We start from the raw sequence: 16,115 nt of genomic DNA, 5'->3' as shown, positions 1-16,115 counted from the left end.
TCTGACCAGCATGGAGGCTGTGCCAGTATTCTGATGGTGCTCGTTCACCAACGGATATGCAGAACAACCTTGTTCTTGCAGACACGTGTGTTTTTTATTCGCCAGCCAGTTCAAACCTGGCTGTATAAGAGGCCGGTTTAGCCGGTAGTTCGTCAGGGTTATCGAGCTGCCCTAATTTCACCAGTCCTGCTGCGTAACCATGGTTCTTATAGAACAGCGCCAGGTTTCCCCAGGGGGCGTAAACCATGATGTCGCCTTTGTGGGCCGCAGTACCCGCAGGGGAACCGTCTGTGGGCAGGCGAACAGGTAAGTCACTGATTTTCTCCTCCCCAGCGTAATCTTTTAGTGTCAGTGTGAGTGGCAGAAGTTTGGCAAATGCCTGCGCTGCTGGTGTTGTGTTGAGGGTGGCGGTAATCAGCTGGTTATTGGTAATAATGTGTAATTTCATGGTATCCCCTTGCAAGGCGGTGGATGCGCTGGCTGGCAGTGCTATGAACAGCCAGGACAGTAGCAGGTGGGAAATAGCCATGGTGGTTAACAGCCGCATTAAAACTCCTGCCTGGTGCCGGTTAACAATGAGCCATTGTAAACAGGGCAGGTTTATTTAATGAATAGCAGATATACGAATAGAATAATGAAGGAATTTCATGAATTGGCTTGCCTGCCCATGCAGGTTCACGTGGCTTGTCAGGCCACGTGGAGAACCCTTCCACAGCGGTGAATTACGCTTTCAGGTAACGCTGAATATCTACGTCATCTAACTGGCCTGGCTCCAGGTATTGCTCGGCATAGCGCTGATAAATACCGCTGGAGAGTAACAATTCAAACAGGTCTTTATCCAGGTGCTCATCTTTCACCATCATGTGCAAAATATTGATGGCTTCACTCAGTGTTTTGGCTTTTTTGTATGGCCTGTCTCCGGCAGTCAGTGCTTCAAAGACATCGGCAATAGCCAGTATGCGGGCTTCCAGTGACAACTTCTCCGCCGTCAGTTTTTTCGGGTAACCTGTGCCTTTTAATGTTTCATGGTGGCCGCCAGCAATTTCAGGGATCCGCGCCAACTCTTTAGGGAAAGGTAACGATTCCAGCATCCGTATTGTGGCGATGATATGTTCGTTAATCCGGTAGCGGTCTGCTTCTGTCAGCGTGCCTTTCTGAATCGACAGGTTATGGATCTCCCCGAGGTTGGCCTGCATCGGGGGCGCGGTCATTTTCATGTCGTTGCTCAGTAAAATGGCCGGGTCTTTTATCCAGGGAAAGAGGTGTTCTGGTTTATCGTCCAGCAGTTTTTCTTCAGCGGGCAGTGGCTTTTCAGCTATGTGCGCCAGGCGTTTTGACTCCTCTGGTGACAGGCCTTCCCGGTCGCTGAAGTGGCGGGTCCAGGGTTGCGCGCCAATTTCACGAATGCGGGTGATTTTATCGTCACTCATAAATTCTGAACCGATATTACTCTGGGCGATAAACGCAAAGTCGTCCGTCAGTTGTTGTTGCCGGGCCTGCCGGGCAGCCTGTAAAGCGTCTTCTGGCTCGCCCGCCGCTTTGCCCTGCCAGTAGCGGATCTCTGCATCGCGCCATAACACTTCAAACCGGGTACGAATTTCATGAATGCGGTTGAAGATAGTTTCCAGCTTACTGCCTTTATCAATGATGTGTTCGGGGGAGGTCACTTTCCCGCAGTCATGTAACCACGCGGCGATTCTGAATTCACGCCACTGGTCTTCATTGGCAAAGTGAAACTGCCGGAAGGCCGGGAGCTGGCTTTTATCGGCGGATTCAGCCAGCATCATGGCGATAACCGGCACCCGCGCGCAGTGGCCCCCGGTGTAGGGGGATTTCTGGTCAATGGCTTTGGCAATTAACTGAATAAAGGCATCCATCAGCGCCCGTTGGTTGGCGTGATAGGCTTCCAGAGAGAGCGCCATGTTGTAAATCGAGTCAGATAAATGGTGCAGTTCATTAATGCGGCTCGGTACCGGGCGTACATCGCGAAATTGCCGCTGGCGAATTTTTTTATTTTCCAGAGACAGCAGGCGTACCGGAGTGACAATCATACTTGCCAGGTACAGTATTGCTGGCGCCAACAAAGCAAGGCACAGCAACGTGATTGCCAGGGACAGGTACACTTTTTTCATGTAAGGGCCGAGCAGCACGTCTGTTGGCACCATAATACCGAGGTAGTGATTCTGCCCGGCATTCGATACAACGGGCTGTACAAACAGCGTATAGCGGCTGCCATCGATAACCACGTCTTGTGATACTGCCGTGTGGGTATTGTTTGCCTGTGCGGCAAGGCTCACAAACGCAGGTGAGGGCACAATACCGGCAACCAGAGTGCGTTGCATTGCCGAAGAGGGGCTGTCGGTCAGCCAGCGTTTTGCCAGTGTGTTTTTTTCTTCCGGAGTAAGAGACTGAATGGCTTTATTCAGTACATCACGTAATAGCGGTTTATCGGCGCTTACCAGCATCGACAACGCGGAACTGTTGCTGCCAGAAAATAATGGCACCGGGTTATGAATTTTCAGCCCCGGAATGCTGTACAGCCCGGTAAGATAACGGGCGACATCCCGGGTTTCCAGTGCCGCATCGGCCTGCCCGTCGGCGACAGCCTGTAAGGCAGCCAGTGAATCTTCCACGCTCATCAGCTTAATTTGGGGAAAGTGAGTGAGCACCTCTTCTGCCAGCGACCAGCCCGCAGGTATAGCCAGCGTCCTGCCCTGTAACCGCGGCAGTGTATTAAGCTGCCGGGCATTGACCCGGGTAATTAATGCCGGTGGTGCTGTCTGCCAGGATTGGGTAAACAACCCCCATTCTGTTCGTTGGGGTGTCTGGAAAATAGCAGGAATCACATCCAACTTGCCCTTTTGGAACATCATAGTCAGAGTGTTCCAGTCAAAACCGTTTATATATTCAAGCTTTAACCCGGTTTTTGCCGCCAGCATGTTCATCAGGTCAATAGCATAGCCCTGAGGTGTGCCGCTCCAGGAAAAGTCATAAGGTGCCCAGTCAAGCTCATTAGCTACGCGTACTGTGCCCATTTGGGCTACTGCCTGAGTCTCTTCAGACGTAAGGGGAATGGGGCTGGCCTGCTCTGCTGTGTGCCCGGGTTGCAGGCTTAGTGATTGCGCAGAGACATTACCATCACTGTCAAAAATAAAGGTTTCACTGTGTTTAAATAAGCGGTTGTTTTGCAGAAAGACCGATAACGTATCCAGTGAAATATCGACAGCCAGGACATTTTGGCTGGTACCTATACGCCGGGCAAACGTCACTCCGGAAGATTGCGTAGTATGAAATACATAAGGCTCAGTTTTTATTGTGGTGCCGCTTGCCATGGCATTGAGATACCAGGGCCGGGAATTTGCGACATACTGGCTGGTGCTTTGTTTCTGGTGAGTTAATGTGAAAGCATCGTCATAAAAACTGGATTGTTGCTGCCCGCCTGCAGGCGTATTGCGGATATTGACTATCAGCCAGCGGTCCTTTGCCGTTGCCCCTAATACAGTGCGTAAATTCTTACTGCTATTGAGATTAATTAATTCATAGAAATCGCCATTGCCATAGCCAATATAAATGGCATAAACCTGCGGGTGCTGGCGTATTGCCTGGGCCATGGCTGGTGTGATGGGGCGCAGAGGTTGGGATGTGTCTTGCTTTTCCAGACCCGGAAATTGTGCAAACAGCGTGGTCAGGCCGCTGGTTTCGCTGTCCAGTGAATGTATTTTATCACTGACATTAAGTGCAGTATGGGTAAATAAAGTCCGGGCGGCATCCTTGGCAAACGACTGGGCGAAATAAAACTGCATTGCCAGGGCAACAGCAATAATTAACAGCGATAACGCAACAAAAATAGTGACAACTGTTAGCTTCATGCTGAATTTGGCATGACGAAGTTTTTCAAGCATAGTCCGTAGCCTTCTTGCGCATTGTTTTATCCATTTTCATTTCGTGCATTCAGCCCGGCAGACAGCATGGCTAATACACCCATGATATTGGGTAGTTAATTGTGCTGAGGGGAACGCGCCGTGGTAACTGGCTGTTTATTACCAGCTCACTATTTAACTGTAGATGAGTTCAGCGCGGATACCATCACGCATATGGGTGATGTAGCAAAAAAAGCCTTGTGACTCAGCGGGTAGTCAATTACAACGCGGGAAATGCAGAAGGGAATAACTCTGCCCCGCAGTGCAGGGCAAAGCTGTGGTGACCGGTTTTATGAGGTGGCGTAACCGCCTGCCACAAACCAGGTAATAAAAACGACAGCCACGAAAAAAATAGCAATCGGGAAGAGTATCCCAATTTTCATACCGATATCTCCCCGTAAATGAAGTCAGTGTGGTAACGGCCATTTATTGTTAAATGACAGTTACATTCTACCAGAATAAATTGCGCATATCAGGATGGCAATCATCTACATTGGGTAGTGTGTTGGGTGGCGTGCCAGTTGCTCTCAAAAACCTGCTAAAACAGCACCGTTGGTTGCTATTGGTGAGCTTGCATCACGCGTTAAAAAAACGCAGAAGCTGACTGAAACTGAATTTGTACTCGATATCTGCATAGAAAGTGGTCTTATTACCCGCTTTCGTATGTCTGAGGATAGCCACGCGGTCTCCGGGGCATGTCTTTAATAAGGGATGCTTATTCCGTTGGTGGCACACCCGGCGAACCATTACCCGGGTGCGCAACACAATCAGGCCCAGCGCTTAATGATGATGGATGTGTTGATACCACCGAAGGCAAAGTTATTGCTCTGCAGGTACTCACAATCAATGTGACGTGCTTCGCCAATAATGTAATCAAGCTCACCGCACTGTTCATCTGGCTGGTGCAGGTTAATGGTTGGCGCAAACCACCCTTCCCGCATCATTGCAAGGCTCATCCAGGCCTCCAGCGCACCACATGCGCCAAGAGTGTGCCCAAAATAACTTTTCAACGATGAAATCGGCGTTTTATTACCAAAGATTGCCGCGGTGGCCTGGCTTTCAGCTATATCCCCACGGTCTGTGGCTGTGCCGTGTGCAGAAATATAGCCAATATCGCTGGTAGATAATCCGGCAATATTTAATGCCTTTTCCATACACACTTGCATGGTGGCTTTCTGCGGTTGAGTGATATGTGCCGCATCGCAGTTGGTGGCAAACCCAACAATTTCACCATAAATGGTGGCACCGCGGGCTTTGGCGTGTTCCAGTTCTTCGAGAATCAACGACCCGGCACCTTCACCAATGACCAGCCCGTCGCGGTTTTGGTCAAATGGGGAAGGGGTGGTATGCGGCGCGTCATTGCGCTGGCTGGTGGCGAATAACGTATCAAAGACCGCGGCTTCAGATGGGCACAACTCTTCAGCACCACCGGCCACCATAACGGTCTGGTACCCGTGGCGAATAGCTTCCCAGGCATATCCAATGGCCTGGCTGCCCGATGTACAGGCACTGGAGGTGGGAATGACGCGCCCGCGCAGGCCAAAAAATAACCCCGTATTCACGGCGGTGGTGTGTGGCATCATCTGCACATAGGTGGTGCCGGTAATATTATTGGTGTGCTTTTCTGTGAGCATGGTGGCGAACTCACTCACCGGCCCGGTGCTCCCGGTAGATGAGCCGTAAGCGATGCCGGTTTCCCCACTGGTGAGTACCGGGTCATCAACCAGCCCGGCTTCAGTCAGTGCCAGTTCAGTAGCGCGGGTAGAGAGCAGTGAAACCCGCCCCATGGCGCGAATGCGTTTACGTGTGTAATGGTCTGGCAGCGTGAAATCATCGATTGGCGCACCCAGTAAGGTATGCAGCCCGTCGTAAACTTGCCATTCCGGCATTTTACGTACTGCATTTTTGCCTGCCAGTAAGCGGCTGGCAACGCTTGCCCAACTTTCCCCAAACGCGGTTACTCCACCCATGCCAGTAATGACAACACGTCTTGTCATAACATACCTCCGTTTATAGAAATCACCTGGCGAGTGACATAACCAGCGATATCAGACATTAAATAACTGGCCAGCCCGGCAACCTCTTCGGCTTGCCCCACTCGTTTCATGGGGATCATGGACATGGCTTCTTTCATGGCGGCTTCTTCAAGTGCGACCATTCCCGTATCAATCAAACCGGGAGCAATGCAGTTGACAGTGATTTTGCGTTTTGCCAGCTCAATGGCGAGGGCTTTGGTCGCGCCAATAATACCTGCTTTTGCGGCGCTGTAATTCACTTGCCCACGGTTGCCCATCACCCCGGAAACTGAAGACAGCGTAATGATCCTTCCGCCCTGGCGGGCACTGATCATAGGCATAATGCAGGGGTGGATAACATTGTAAAAGCTATCCAGATTGGTATGGATAACACTGTCCCAGTCGTCATCGCTCAGGGCGGGAAACGCGCCATCCCGCGTGATCCCGGCATTACTCACCACCCCGTACCAGGCACCGTGAGACTCAATATCCTGTTCAATGATTTCCTGGCATTGCTGGCGGTTGGCAACGTCAAAACATAAAAGCCGCCCCTGGCCGCCAGCCTGTTCAATGGCATCCAGCGTGGCACGCGCGCCAGAGGCATCGCTGTGATAATGCACTCCAACAATAAAACCATCTGCCGCCAGTTGCCGGGCAATGGCCTGGCCTATGCCTTTACTGGCACCAGTGACAAGCACGGAACGTTTCATGGCGTATTTCCCTGTTGAAAAAGTGAAGCTAATTCCTCGCTATCGGGCTGGAAAGTATTAATGCGCCCGGTAGCCAGGTTTTGATTAAGGTGGCGGATAGTGCATTCAAAACTGCCGAAGCGGGCATCCTGCATCAGCAGGCTGACATGGATATCCAGTATCACATCAGCCGGGAATTCACCTGCCGGGCAGGTATATTCGCGAGCGCCCAGCACCATACCCAGCGCAATGCTTTGTTGGCCACGTTGCCGGTGGTGCCAGCCAGACCAGACCCCAACGGTTTGTGCCATCAGCTCCAGCCCGTACCAACCCGGCAGGGTGTGTGTCTCAGTCAGAAAAGGCGCTAAAACCCCTGCCGAATGAATAGCGACCCGGCAATCGGCACTGTTATCGGTCACGCTGACCACTTCATCCAACAGCATCATGGGGGATTCATGCGGCAGATAGTTGCCGGGTGGCTGGTAGCTGTTCATGAGGTTCTCCCTAAAATGATACTGGCGTTGTTTCCTCCGAAGGCGAAAGAGTTCGACAGGATGATGGGGCGTACCAGAGGCTGTGACTGCCGCAGAATGCCACAGGGCGGTAATTCCGGGTCGAGTGGCGATAGCGTAAAGTTCTGGGCTGGTAAAGGCAGCCCCTGGCGCAAAATCAGGGCGCTCAGTGCTGCTTCAGTAATGCCTGCCGCTCCCAGCGTATGGCCGGTCAGGTGTTTGGTGGAGCTGCAGGGTATTTTGTCGCCAAATAAATCATGTACTACCCGCGATTCTATCTGGTCGTTAAGACGGGTGGCGGTACCGTGCAGGTTGATATAGCCAATCTCATTTGCAGACAGCCCGGCATTATCCAGTGCCTGTTGGATTGCCTGAATCGCACCTTTTCCTTCCGGGTGCGGCGCGGAAATATGCCAGGCATCGCTGGATTCTCCCACCCCCAGTAATGCCAGGTCCTGTGGCGTTTTGGTCAGCACCATCAGTGCCGCACCTTCACCAATGGTGATGCCGCTCCGGTCACGGCTGAATGGCTGGCACAGCGTTGGTGAGAGCGATTCAAGGCTATTGAACCCGTTAACTGGCATACGGCTCAGCGTGTCAGCACCACCAACAATAGCAATATCGGCAAGGCCTGCAGCAAGCAGGCGTTGCCCGCTGATAATAGCCCGAGCGCTGGACGAACAGGCGGTGGAAAGCGTAAATGCCGGGCCTGTGGTCCCAAGCCATTTACTGAGAAAGCGCGAAGGGTCACCCAGCTCTTGTTGTGGGTAACGCCAGTGCTCGCTGGGCTGGCCTGTGCGGCTCAGGCGCACATGCTGGTCACCTTCATCCAGCCCGGATGTGCTGGTACCCATCACAATAGCAATTCGTTCCAGTCCGTATTGTGCTATAGCCTGGTCAACGGTGGGCTGGATTTGCGCCAGTGCCGCCAGCAGCAACTGGTTGTTGCGGGTGTTATGCGCATGGAAAGTATCGGGAATGACTGGCAGCTCACCGTCCACTCCGCCCAGCACCGCCTGCGGGTGGCCGGACAACCACCCGTCACGTGGGCGCATGCCGGGGGATTTACCCAGCACCAGGTGTTGTGCCACCTCGGCTGCGGTATTCCCCAGTGCATTAATCACACCGATGGCAGAAATATAAATCATATCAGTCGCCCAGGTATTGAATGGTGATGTGGTATTTAAACGCGTGTTGCTCAATGCTTATTGGCTCACGGCGGCCTTTGCGTTGTATATAGGTAATATCGGTGATTAATGCCCCTTTAGCGTTACGCAGTTCGCGTTTATCGCCACTGTCCTGCAGTGTCCAGCCGCGGGGTAATTGTGGTTGCCATGCACTGAGCGGCCAGTGGCTGAGCATAACATCTGCCAGTACCTGGCTTGCCGGCGGCAATTGTGGAACCACTATCGACTGTTCGGTATGCAACCCTGTTTTGTCATAGGTCACTAAAAATAAACGAATACCAATAGATGACAGCCCTGCCAGCGCGATTTTTTTATCGTCAGCATTCAGCATCACCAACAGTGACTGAGTTTTCCCGTTAAAAGACCCGGTGAGCAATTGTTGGGAATTAACTGCCGGAGAAATACCCGGCGCAGGTAGCGTGATACGGGTACCTGGCTCCAGCCAGGCCTGAGGACGGCCGGCAACACTTGCGTTATTGTGGTAGCCGCACCCGCTGATTAACGTGGTGGCAAGGCACAAGAAGGTAGAGAACAACACACGTTTAATCATTTCACTTTTCTCTTTTTATTGGGCATGGCAAGTGGAGAGAGCAGCCATGCTGAGAAAATGCCACTGACCAGGACAATACCAAAGCTGCTGATGGCCTGCGTCGTGCTGAAAACCAGCATGCCGAGGGTTAATAATGTTGTCAGCATTGCCAGCGTGATTGCCAGCAATGAGGTTACCGGGGTGCCGCGCGGGTTACTGAAAAACAGGGTGTAGTTAATCCCAATCCCCAGAACCAGGACCAGGGCCAGTAATGAAAACAGGTTTACGGCATGCTGGCTGAACGCCAGTGCGGCCAGTCCACAGCCTAACGACAGCACCGACGGAACCAGGGTGACCAGGCCTTTACGTAACCCCAGGCGGAGTATCGCACCGGCTGCAATGACTGCCAGCGCCACCAGTAATAAGCGGGTAAGCACCGTACGGTAATGGGAAAATAGCGTATCGAAAGCCACTTTACGGTCAACCCAGCTCACACCGGGTAATTGCTGTGCAATGCCTGCCATAACCACACTCGTTTGGGCATCCACCCCGTCTACCGGTACCAGAACACCACTGGTTCCGTCAGGAAGCGTCATCCACATCAGCCGCCAGCCTTCACTTGCCGGGCTCGCCAGCCATTGAGGCACGGTAACCGGCATGGGCGTTAAATCCGGCGTGAACGGCGTGATACCCGCCTGGCTCAGCGCTTTTTCTACCGCGGGTGCCGCCTGTTGCAGCAGCGCTAAATCTGCTGTTTGGCGCTTTAATGAATTCAGGCCGACAGTGCGATACTGGTGAATAACCCCTTGTTGCCGGGCTTTATCCAGTTCGGGCTTCAGGGCTTCCAGGCGTTCCAGTGTTTGTTGGGCATTTTTGCCATAAACCACAAACCACTTTTGTTCGAGACTTTGCCCGGTTAGCCGGGTAATGATTTTTTCCTGAGTGAGTAATGACTGTGGCAGCGCCTGGAGTTGCGTGATGTCATCATCGATGCGCACCTGGCTGAGGCCCACCAGACACAGGCAAAACAGCCCGCAAGGCAGCCCAATGCGCAGTATGTTGTTGCGCCGCCATGCAGCCAGCCAGCGTAGCAACAACGCCATCGCAGGCACCGGGCGAACAGGCAGCCGCTGGCTTAACCACGGGTGCCAGAACAGAACTGTCAGGCAGGATGCACTTAAACCAGCAGCTGCAAACACCGCCATTTGGCGTATTCCTGGGAATGGCGTGAGCATCATCAGCAGGTATGCGGCAATGGTGGTCAATAATGCCAGCAGCAGGGCATTACGCACTTTGGCCAGACTTTCCCATGGGGTTACGGCTTCGCCATGCACCATGCGCTCAGTTAAATAATAGAGCGAGTAATCAGCTGAAATCCCAATAATGCTCATGCTCATTACCAGCGTCATCAGGTGTAACTCACCAAAGATAAGCAGGGTCAGCAGTGTGCCGGCCAACGCACCCATGGCAATGGAGAGCAGGCATAACAGTAATGGGCGTAGTGATCGGAAAGTGGCAAAAATCAGCAGTAACACACCAATAATGGTCACCGTGCCCAGAGAGGACATATCCCGTTTGGCTTGCTGGCTGGCGTAATCACTGTAAAAGACGGTGCCCCGGGAGAGCAGCCGGGCATCGGGGTAAGCGGCTTTCAACTGTTGTTCCAGTGCCGCCAGCGTGGTGACAAGCTGATGGTTCTGGTGCATATCAAAAGCGTGGCCTGCCAGTTCGCCATGTAGTAAATACCAGTAACGCCCCTGGTCATCCTGGGTAACCAGCCAGCCGTCCATCAGGCGGAGTTTCTGGCCGCTTTGCGCTTGTGCTAACTGCGCGCCACGCATCAGCATTAGTGGGTCGTTATGCAACTCTTTGGCACTGACCCCGGAAAATGCCGAGTAAAGCTGTGCCAGTACCCACTGCGCCTGCGCACTGCCACCCTGCTCAAGGCGTTGCCTTGTTGCACTGTCAATCAACCCATTGCGGTGTTGCCAGTAAAAAGCCCCCCAGGCCTGCTGGCTGGCAGCGTCCATTGGGCCTTTTACATCACTGAATAACGGATTGTGTTGCAGCGCATTCAGCCAGAACCGGGCGGCCTGAGGCTGCGCTTCTTTGCCCGGGCTTACCAGCCACACCAGTTGCTTATCCAGGCGCGTGACAAATGCATCATTCAGTGCTGGTGGCATGTTGCCGGTGGCCTGTTCTGGCAGCATCGCCAGCACGCTGCTGTTTATTTTGGCTCCCGGCAGAATGCAGAGTAATACCGCCAGCATGGCGAGGCACAACGCCCCCCACAAGTAAGCCGGGGCGCGGGAATTAGTGTTCGTCAAAACGTTTACGCTCTTCATCGGTTAATGTTGCGGGCGTTAAACGGTGGTCAGAAAGCACAATCCGGGTCTGGTCGCCTTGCTTGTCGTAGAGTTGGATACTGTCAAGCCAGGTCTGCCCGGCCAGGTCAATTGAGGTGAAAATTTTATCCAGCGGTGTAGTGATGGGTTGCAAGCGTAATGACCATCGCCCCTGGCCTTTATCCTGAAAATCAAGGCGGAAGTTTTGTTCCAGTACGCTTCTGTCGGCCTGAAACAGTGCGCGCAACAAATGGTTGAACTGAAACATTTGCGGGTTATTTTCAGCCGTAACCACTTGTGGTGGCTGCCCGTTAATGATTTGCACCATACGGGTATTGTTCAGCATCAGTAACATAGAAAAGGGCGATTTTTGGTCCCATAACAACCCCTGGTCACGGGCAATCAGCATGTCACCCTGAGATAACAACGGCTGTGGCATATCTTTGATGGTACGGGTTTGCTGAAAATGCGCACGGATAACCGGCGTTTGCGTGAAACGCTGTTGTAGCTCATCCAGCGTAATGGCACAGGCAAAATGGCTGAACAGAATGAAGACGAGTGCCCAGTATTTCATTGCGTAACTCCCATACGTTCAAACAGCACCGGCGGGCTGATAAAACACATTTCCCGGCTGGCTTCTTCTACGGCAACCTGAATGGTATAGCCCGTGGTGGTGCGCTTCCCTGATGCATCATCAAAGATTTGGTAGTCGATGCGCAGGCGGTTTTCGTATTCGGTTACCTGGGCCCGCACGCGAATTTTTTGCTCGAAAGTCAGTGCATCGCGGTATTTCACCCGGGTATCAACCACGGGCCAGACATAACCGGACTCCTTCATTTGCCGGTAACCATAATTGAACTGGTTGAGTAACGCTTCCCGGGCAATTTCGAAATACCGAAAATAGTTTCCGTGCCACACCACACCCATCATATCGACATCATGAAAAGGAATGGTCAGCGTGACTTCCGTGGTGAAACGTGGGTTGTTTAACACCTGTTACTCCTTATCGTCGGCGTCAGGCAGGCGCCAGAAATCAAAAAAGTTGAACCAGTCCAGTGGCGACAGGAGGGCGTAATGCTCCAGCCGCTCAGCGTAACGGTCAATTGCCTGCTGTAATGCCTGCTGGCGGTTGCCCCGGGGGAGCAATAGCGGGTTGGCGAATGGTTCACAGTGGATGCACAGTTGCCCGTGTTGCGACAGGGCAAACAGCAGGAAAACCGGGCAGCGCATAATGGCAGCCAGAATAAATGGCCCTTGCGGAAATGGTGCCGGATGCCCCATAAAGTTGCTCCAGGTGACCCGCCAGTCGCCACGTTGTGGGTTAACGGCCAGGCGGTCACCAACAATGGCAACCCACTCACCCTGGTCGAGTTTTTCTTTGAGCAGCATGGCGGTTTCTGGCCCGATATCATTGACCGGAATCAGGTTCAGCCCCGCCTGAGGCGCCATCTCTTCCATGATTTGTTTAAACCGCTGTGCATTTTCATGGAAGACCAGGGCATTGATGGTTTTGTCACCCTGCAACTGAGCCAGTGCCCGGCAGACTTCAACATCGCCCAAATGGGAGGCCAGTAATAATTTGCCCTGAGGTGAGGTTAAGTCCAGGTGTTCCTGCGCGCCGGGGGCGAACTGAATCTGTTTACCTGGCTGCAATTCACCTCGCCAACTGGCAATTTTATCCAGCATGGACTGGCTGAAGCGCAAAAAGTGAAAATAACTGTTAAGGCGCGGCGGCTCCGGGCGTTGTTGTTCCGCCAGGCGTGTTCTTACCCGGCTCAGCCACTGCTGCGATGCAGCACGCGCCCGGCGTGCCAGCAGCCAGTAAACCGCGACCACCGGCCACAGCAAAACCGAGAACGCGTTGCGCCCAAGGTACTGCCAAACCTTCAGCATGATACGCATTCCCCACAGCCCACTCACTTCCTGTTGTTTTGCCCAGTGCTGGGTGCGGCGCTGGCGCAGCAAAAGGGCAGGAAAGCGTGGCAACATGCCAAAGAACAGGCGCGTGTGCATGCACGAGATACGCACATTGTCTTTAAACGCGTCAAAATGGGATAACCCATCTTCCGGGTAGGTCACGCGGGTTGGGACAAAATGGCTGTTGTGGCCTTGCCAGTAGAGGCGAACCATCACTTCTGTATCAAAGTCCATCCGTTTGCCTAACGTCACCTGGTTTGCCAGGCGTAACGTTGGGACAATTGGGTAAACGCGGAACCCGCACATGCTGTCTTTCAGTTGCAGCGACAGGGTTTCTATCCAAACCCATACGTGGGTTATCCAGCGGCCATATAGCCGAGAACGGGGAATGGAGTTGTCATAAATGGGCGTTCCGGAAATCAGGTCGCCCGGATATTGCTGCGCCAGCGCCAGCAGTGCAGGAATATCTTCAATGGCGTGCTGGCCATCGGCATCGACTTGTACCGCGTGGGTAAAACCTTGTTGTGCCGCCACAGTTAAGCCGTGGATCACGGCCGCGCCTTTGCCTGCGTTTTGTGGCATGCGAATCAGTTGCACATGGCTATTGTCGTTCGCCAGCGATTCCAGTTGGCTCTGTGTGGCAGAATCACTTCCGTCGTCCACAATAAAACAGGGCAGAGCGAAAGGAGCCAGACGTGACAATACTCCCGGCATCATTGCGCCATGGTTATAGCAAGGAATGACAACGCAGGGTGAGAAGTCTAACGGCATAGTTTTATCTTCCCACTACTGGCTGCATGGCGTTCATCACCATCATGGCGGTGATAACTGAACGTAAGCATTTGCTTTTCAGGAAGCCAGCAAATAGCCAGGGTGACAATGTTGCCAGGTAGCAGTGGCGACTGGAATTTCACATTTTGAATGCTGAGAAAACGAAAGCCAGGAGCCAGTTCTGTTATGGCGTAATGCATCACCCAGTCAAGTTGGGCCACGCCTGGCAATAAAGGTTGTATGGCAAAATGCCCGCGAAACCAAAACAGTTCAGGGTCAAGGGCCAGCACAAACTCTTTCTCATTGGGCTGTACAGCCGTGCGTGCAATTTCACGAGGTTTCATGGAATAGCTCCTGCAACTGCCCGTAGACACGTTTATTCATGCTGTTGACCGGAATTTCTTGAATCACTCGCCAGTAACGCGGTATGGCAACCGGTTCAAGCCATGGCAATAAAGCCTGCCGCCAGGCGAATTCCAGCGTTTTTTTATTGGATGAACACCATAACGAACCATGTTCTTCATCCAGCACCAGCAAGGCTCCAATGCCCTGGCGGCCACCCCGGGATACCGGGATTACAGCGGCATCTTTCACACCATCCAGTTCCAGCAGGCGCTGCTCAACCTCGGTTAATGAAACCCGTTTCTCTTCGATTTTCACTACCCGGCCCCGCCGCCCGGATAACTGGAAACTGCCGTCATCATTGAGTGCCAGCATATCGTCCAGTATCAGTCCTGACGGGTTATCAATCAGTGGAGAGTGGGCAATGTATTTTTCAGCCTGATGAGCAAAATAAACACCCGGGAAGGGAACCCATGCTTGTTGGTCCTGCTCTCTGTGCCGCCACGCTAAAATCCCGGTTTCCGTACTGCCATAGATTTCATCGACAGTTTGACCCAGCCAGTCGCGGGTATATTGCACATCATGCCAGGGCAGCATGCCGCCAGCGGAAAACGTCATTGCCACTTGTGGTGCGGGCAACTGGTTATCCAGGCGTTTAAGAAATGCCGGGCTACTGATAAATACATAACGGTACTGCGGGTTTAACGCCGTCAGTTGCTCTGCGTAATACAGCATGGCTGCATGGAGTGGCAGGCCTAACGCCATGGGCAGAACAATACGAAAGGTGAGGCCGTATAAATGCTGAGGAACCACCGATGCAACAACCCGGCAATCTGTCATCTGTGGCGCGAACCGGGCCGCAAGGATACGGGCTTCCTGGTCCAGTGTGGCAATACGCTTCACAACCCGTTTCGGTTGCCCGGTTGAGCCTGAGGTAAACAGCTCGAGAAACTGGTCATCATCAATAATGGGAAGTGGTGGTTGCTGTGTAATCGTTGCTTCACCAGACGAGGAGACAACCAGCAAGTTTTCAGGCCATGACAGGGGTTTGTCGCTCAGTATCCCGTCAAAAAACACACACTGTTCTTTCAGCAATGCGACACGGGAATGACCGGGAATAACCGGAATCTTTCGCGCACAGAGCGTTGCCAGTAACGCAACAATAAACAAGTAACTGTTTTCAAAGCACAGAGCCCAGCGCTCACCCGGGTGGTTATTGAGCTGGGACAGTAGCAGTGCGACATCGTAGCGCAGCCTGGCTTGTGTCCAGGTATTATCGCCGAGCCAGGCAATGAGGGTTGCGTCAGCACGCGTATTACCCAGCCACTGAGACAAGGGAAGTGTGTGTGTCATGGTCTTTCTCGTTTCATTACCCTGCGGCGCACCAGCCACTCAACAGCCATTAAACCGCCCATGAGAAAATAAGCAATTAGCCCGTTCCAGGTGGTCCAGAGCGCCAGGTTCCCTGACAGCGCTGTACCGAGCGCGATGCTGCCGTTAGCGACAAAAAATACGCACCAGATTTGTGTGACCCGGCGAGTGTACCGTACCCCTTCCGGCGGCAATTGAGGCTCTTTCAGGCGTGCAATGCGCTCAACCAGCGGCATGGCTGTAAAAAGTGAACCGCCAAACAGCACCAGCATGACCAGGTTTACAACTACGGGGTAGAAAAGCAGTAACTGGTGAGTGCGTAACACAAAACTGGCAACGCACAGCACTAACCCGGCGGCGGCTACACTCAGTGCCACAAGGCGCAGAGGGCCTGTTCTTCGCCGGACTTGCCTGAGGCGAAAAACTAACAGTAATGCCATTACGGGTAGCAACCAGTGCAGGCCGTTATGTGCCAGACCAAACCAGACGAGAAAAGGCCATGCCAGCAGCATTAATG

15 protein-coding genes are annotated in these 16,115 nt (G+C 53.0%); all 15 read right to left on the bottom strand.

All coding sequences use genetic code 11. The annotated features are described in order from the left end of the window. Nucleotides 1-94: 94 nt before the first annotated feature. Nucleotides 95-547 (bottom strand): cyclophilin-like fold protein, encoded by a 453-nt coding sequence (locus tag DT73_RS04065; RefSeq protein ID WP_235234399.1) that lies wholly within the window; start codon nt 545-547, stop codon nt 95-97. 175 nt (nt 548-722) lie between these two features. Further along, nucleotides 723-3,902, bottom strand: a complete 3,180-nt coding sequence (locus tag DT73_RS04060) for an HD domain-containing phosphohydrolase (protein ID WP_036104325.1) — start codon at nt 3,900-3,902, stop codon at nt 723-725. Nucleotides 3,903-4,210: 308 nt separating this feature from the next. After that, on the bottom strand, nt 4,211-4,303 hold the full coding sequence (locus DT73_RS26085; RefSeq protein WP_036104321.1) for a YoaK family small membrane protein: 93 nt from the start codon (nt 4,301-4,303) through the stop codon (nt 4,211-4,213). A 384-nt stretch (nt 4,304-4,687) separates the two neighbouring features. Then, a complete protein-coding gene (locus DT73_RS04050; RefSeq protein WP_036104318.1) occupies nt 4,688-5,917 on the bottom strand; it encodes a beta-ketoacyl-ACP synthase in 1,230 nt (409 codons plus the stop codon). After that, nucleotides 5,914-6,645 carry a 3-ketoacyl-ACP reductase FabG2 gene (locus tag DT73_RS04045; RefSeq protein WP_036104316.1) on the bottom strand — a complete coding sequence of 244 codons (732 nt, stop codon included), beginning with the start codon at nt 6,643-6,645 and terminating at the stop codon, nt 5,914-5,916. The genes DT73_RS04050 and DT73_RS04045 overlap by 4 nt, the downstream gene beginning before the upstream one ends. After that, nucleotides 6,642-7,118 carry a 3-hydroxy-fatty acyl-ACP dehydratase gene (locus DT73_RS04040; protein ID WP_036104313.1) on the bottom strand — a complete coding sequence of 159 codons (477 nt, stop codon included), beginning with the start codon at nt 7,116-7,118 and terminating at the stop codon, nt 6,642-6,644. Before DT73_RS04040 ends, DT73_RS04045 begins: the two co-directional genes overlap by 4 nt. After that, entirely contained in the window at nt 7,115-8,284 is a 1,170-nt protein-coding gene (locus DT73_RS04035; protein ID WP_036104310.1) for a beta-ketoacyl-[acyl-carrier-protein] synthase family protein, read from the bottom strand. Before DT73_RS04035 ends, DT73_RS04040 begins: the two co-directional genes overlap by 4 nt. Before the next feature lies 1 nt (nt 8,285). After that, nucleotides 8,286-8,873: a DUF3261 domain-containing protein gene (locus tag DT73_RS04030; protein ID WP_036104307.1), complete on the bottom strand. Its 588-nt coding sequence runs from the start codon at nt 8,871-8,873 to the stop codon at nt 8,286-8,288. Next, nucleotides 8,870-11,197 carry an MMPL family transporter gene (locus DT73_RS04025; RefSeq protein ID WP_036104305.1) on the bottom strand — a complete coding sequence of 776 codons (2,328 nt, stop codon included), beginning with the start codon at nt 11,195-11,197 and terminating at the stop codon, nt 8,870-8,872. The genes DT73_RS04030 and DT73_RS04025 overlap by 4 nt, the downstream gene beginning before the upstream one ends. Continuing rightward, a complete protein-coding gene (locus DT73_RS04020; protein WP_036104301.1) occupies nt 11,166-11,771 on the bottom strand; it encodes an outer membrane lipoprotein carrier protein LolA in 606 nt (201 codons plus the stop codon). Before DT73_RS04020 ends, DT73_RS04025 begins: the two co-directional genes overlap by 32 nt. Beyond that, on the bottom strand, nt 11,768-12,190 hold the full coding sequence (locus DT73_RS04015) for a thioesterase family protein (protein WP_036104298.1): 423 nt from the start codon (nt 12,188-12,190) through the stop codon (nt 11,768-11,770). Before DT73_RS04015 ends, DT73_RS04020 begins: the two co-directional genes overlap by 4 nt. A gap of 3 nt (nt 12,191-12,193) precedes the next feature. Next, a complete protein-coding gene (locus DT73_RS04010; RefSeq protein WP_036104296.1) occupies nt 12,194-13,885 on the bottom strand; it encodes a glycosyltransferase in 1,692 nt (563 codons plus the stop codon). Beyond that, nucleotides 13,876-14,229, bottom strand: coding sequence for a hydroxymyristoyl-ACP dehydratase (locus DT73_RS04005; RefSeq protein ID WP_036104283.1), 354 nt, complete (start codon nt 14,227-14,229; stop codon nt 13,876-13,878). Before DT73_RS04005 ends, DT73_RS04010 begins: the two co-directional genes overlap by 10 nt. After that, the gene (locus DT73_RS04000; RefSeq protein ID WP_036104281.1) at nt 14,216-15,580 is read right to left on the bottom strand and encodes an AMP-binding protein; all 1,365 of its coding nucleotides are present in this window, start codon (nt 15,578-15,580) and stop codon (nt 14,216-14,218) included. The genes DT73_RS04005 and DT73_RS04000 overlap by 14 nt, the downstream gene beginning before the upstream one ends. After that, on the bottom strand, nt 15,577-16,110 hold the full coding sequence (locus tag DT73_RS03995; RefSeq protein ID WP_051691270.1) for a hypothetical protein: 534 nt from the start codon (nt 16,108-16,110) through the stop codon (nt 15,577-15,579). Before DT73_RS03995 ends, DT73_RS04000 begins: the two co-directional genes overlap by 4 nt. Nucleotides 16,111-16,115: the final 5 nt, after the last annotated feature.

The organism is Mangrovibacter sp. MFB070, from assembly GCF_000705335.1.
Classification (GTDB): Bacteria; Pseudomonadota; Gammaproteobacteria; order Enterobacterales; family Enterobacteriaceae; genus Mangrovibacter; species Mangrovibacter plantisponsor.
Note: the sequence above shows the minus strand (reverse complement) of the source record. Positions and strands in the feature narration are given on the sequence as shown.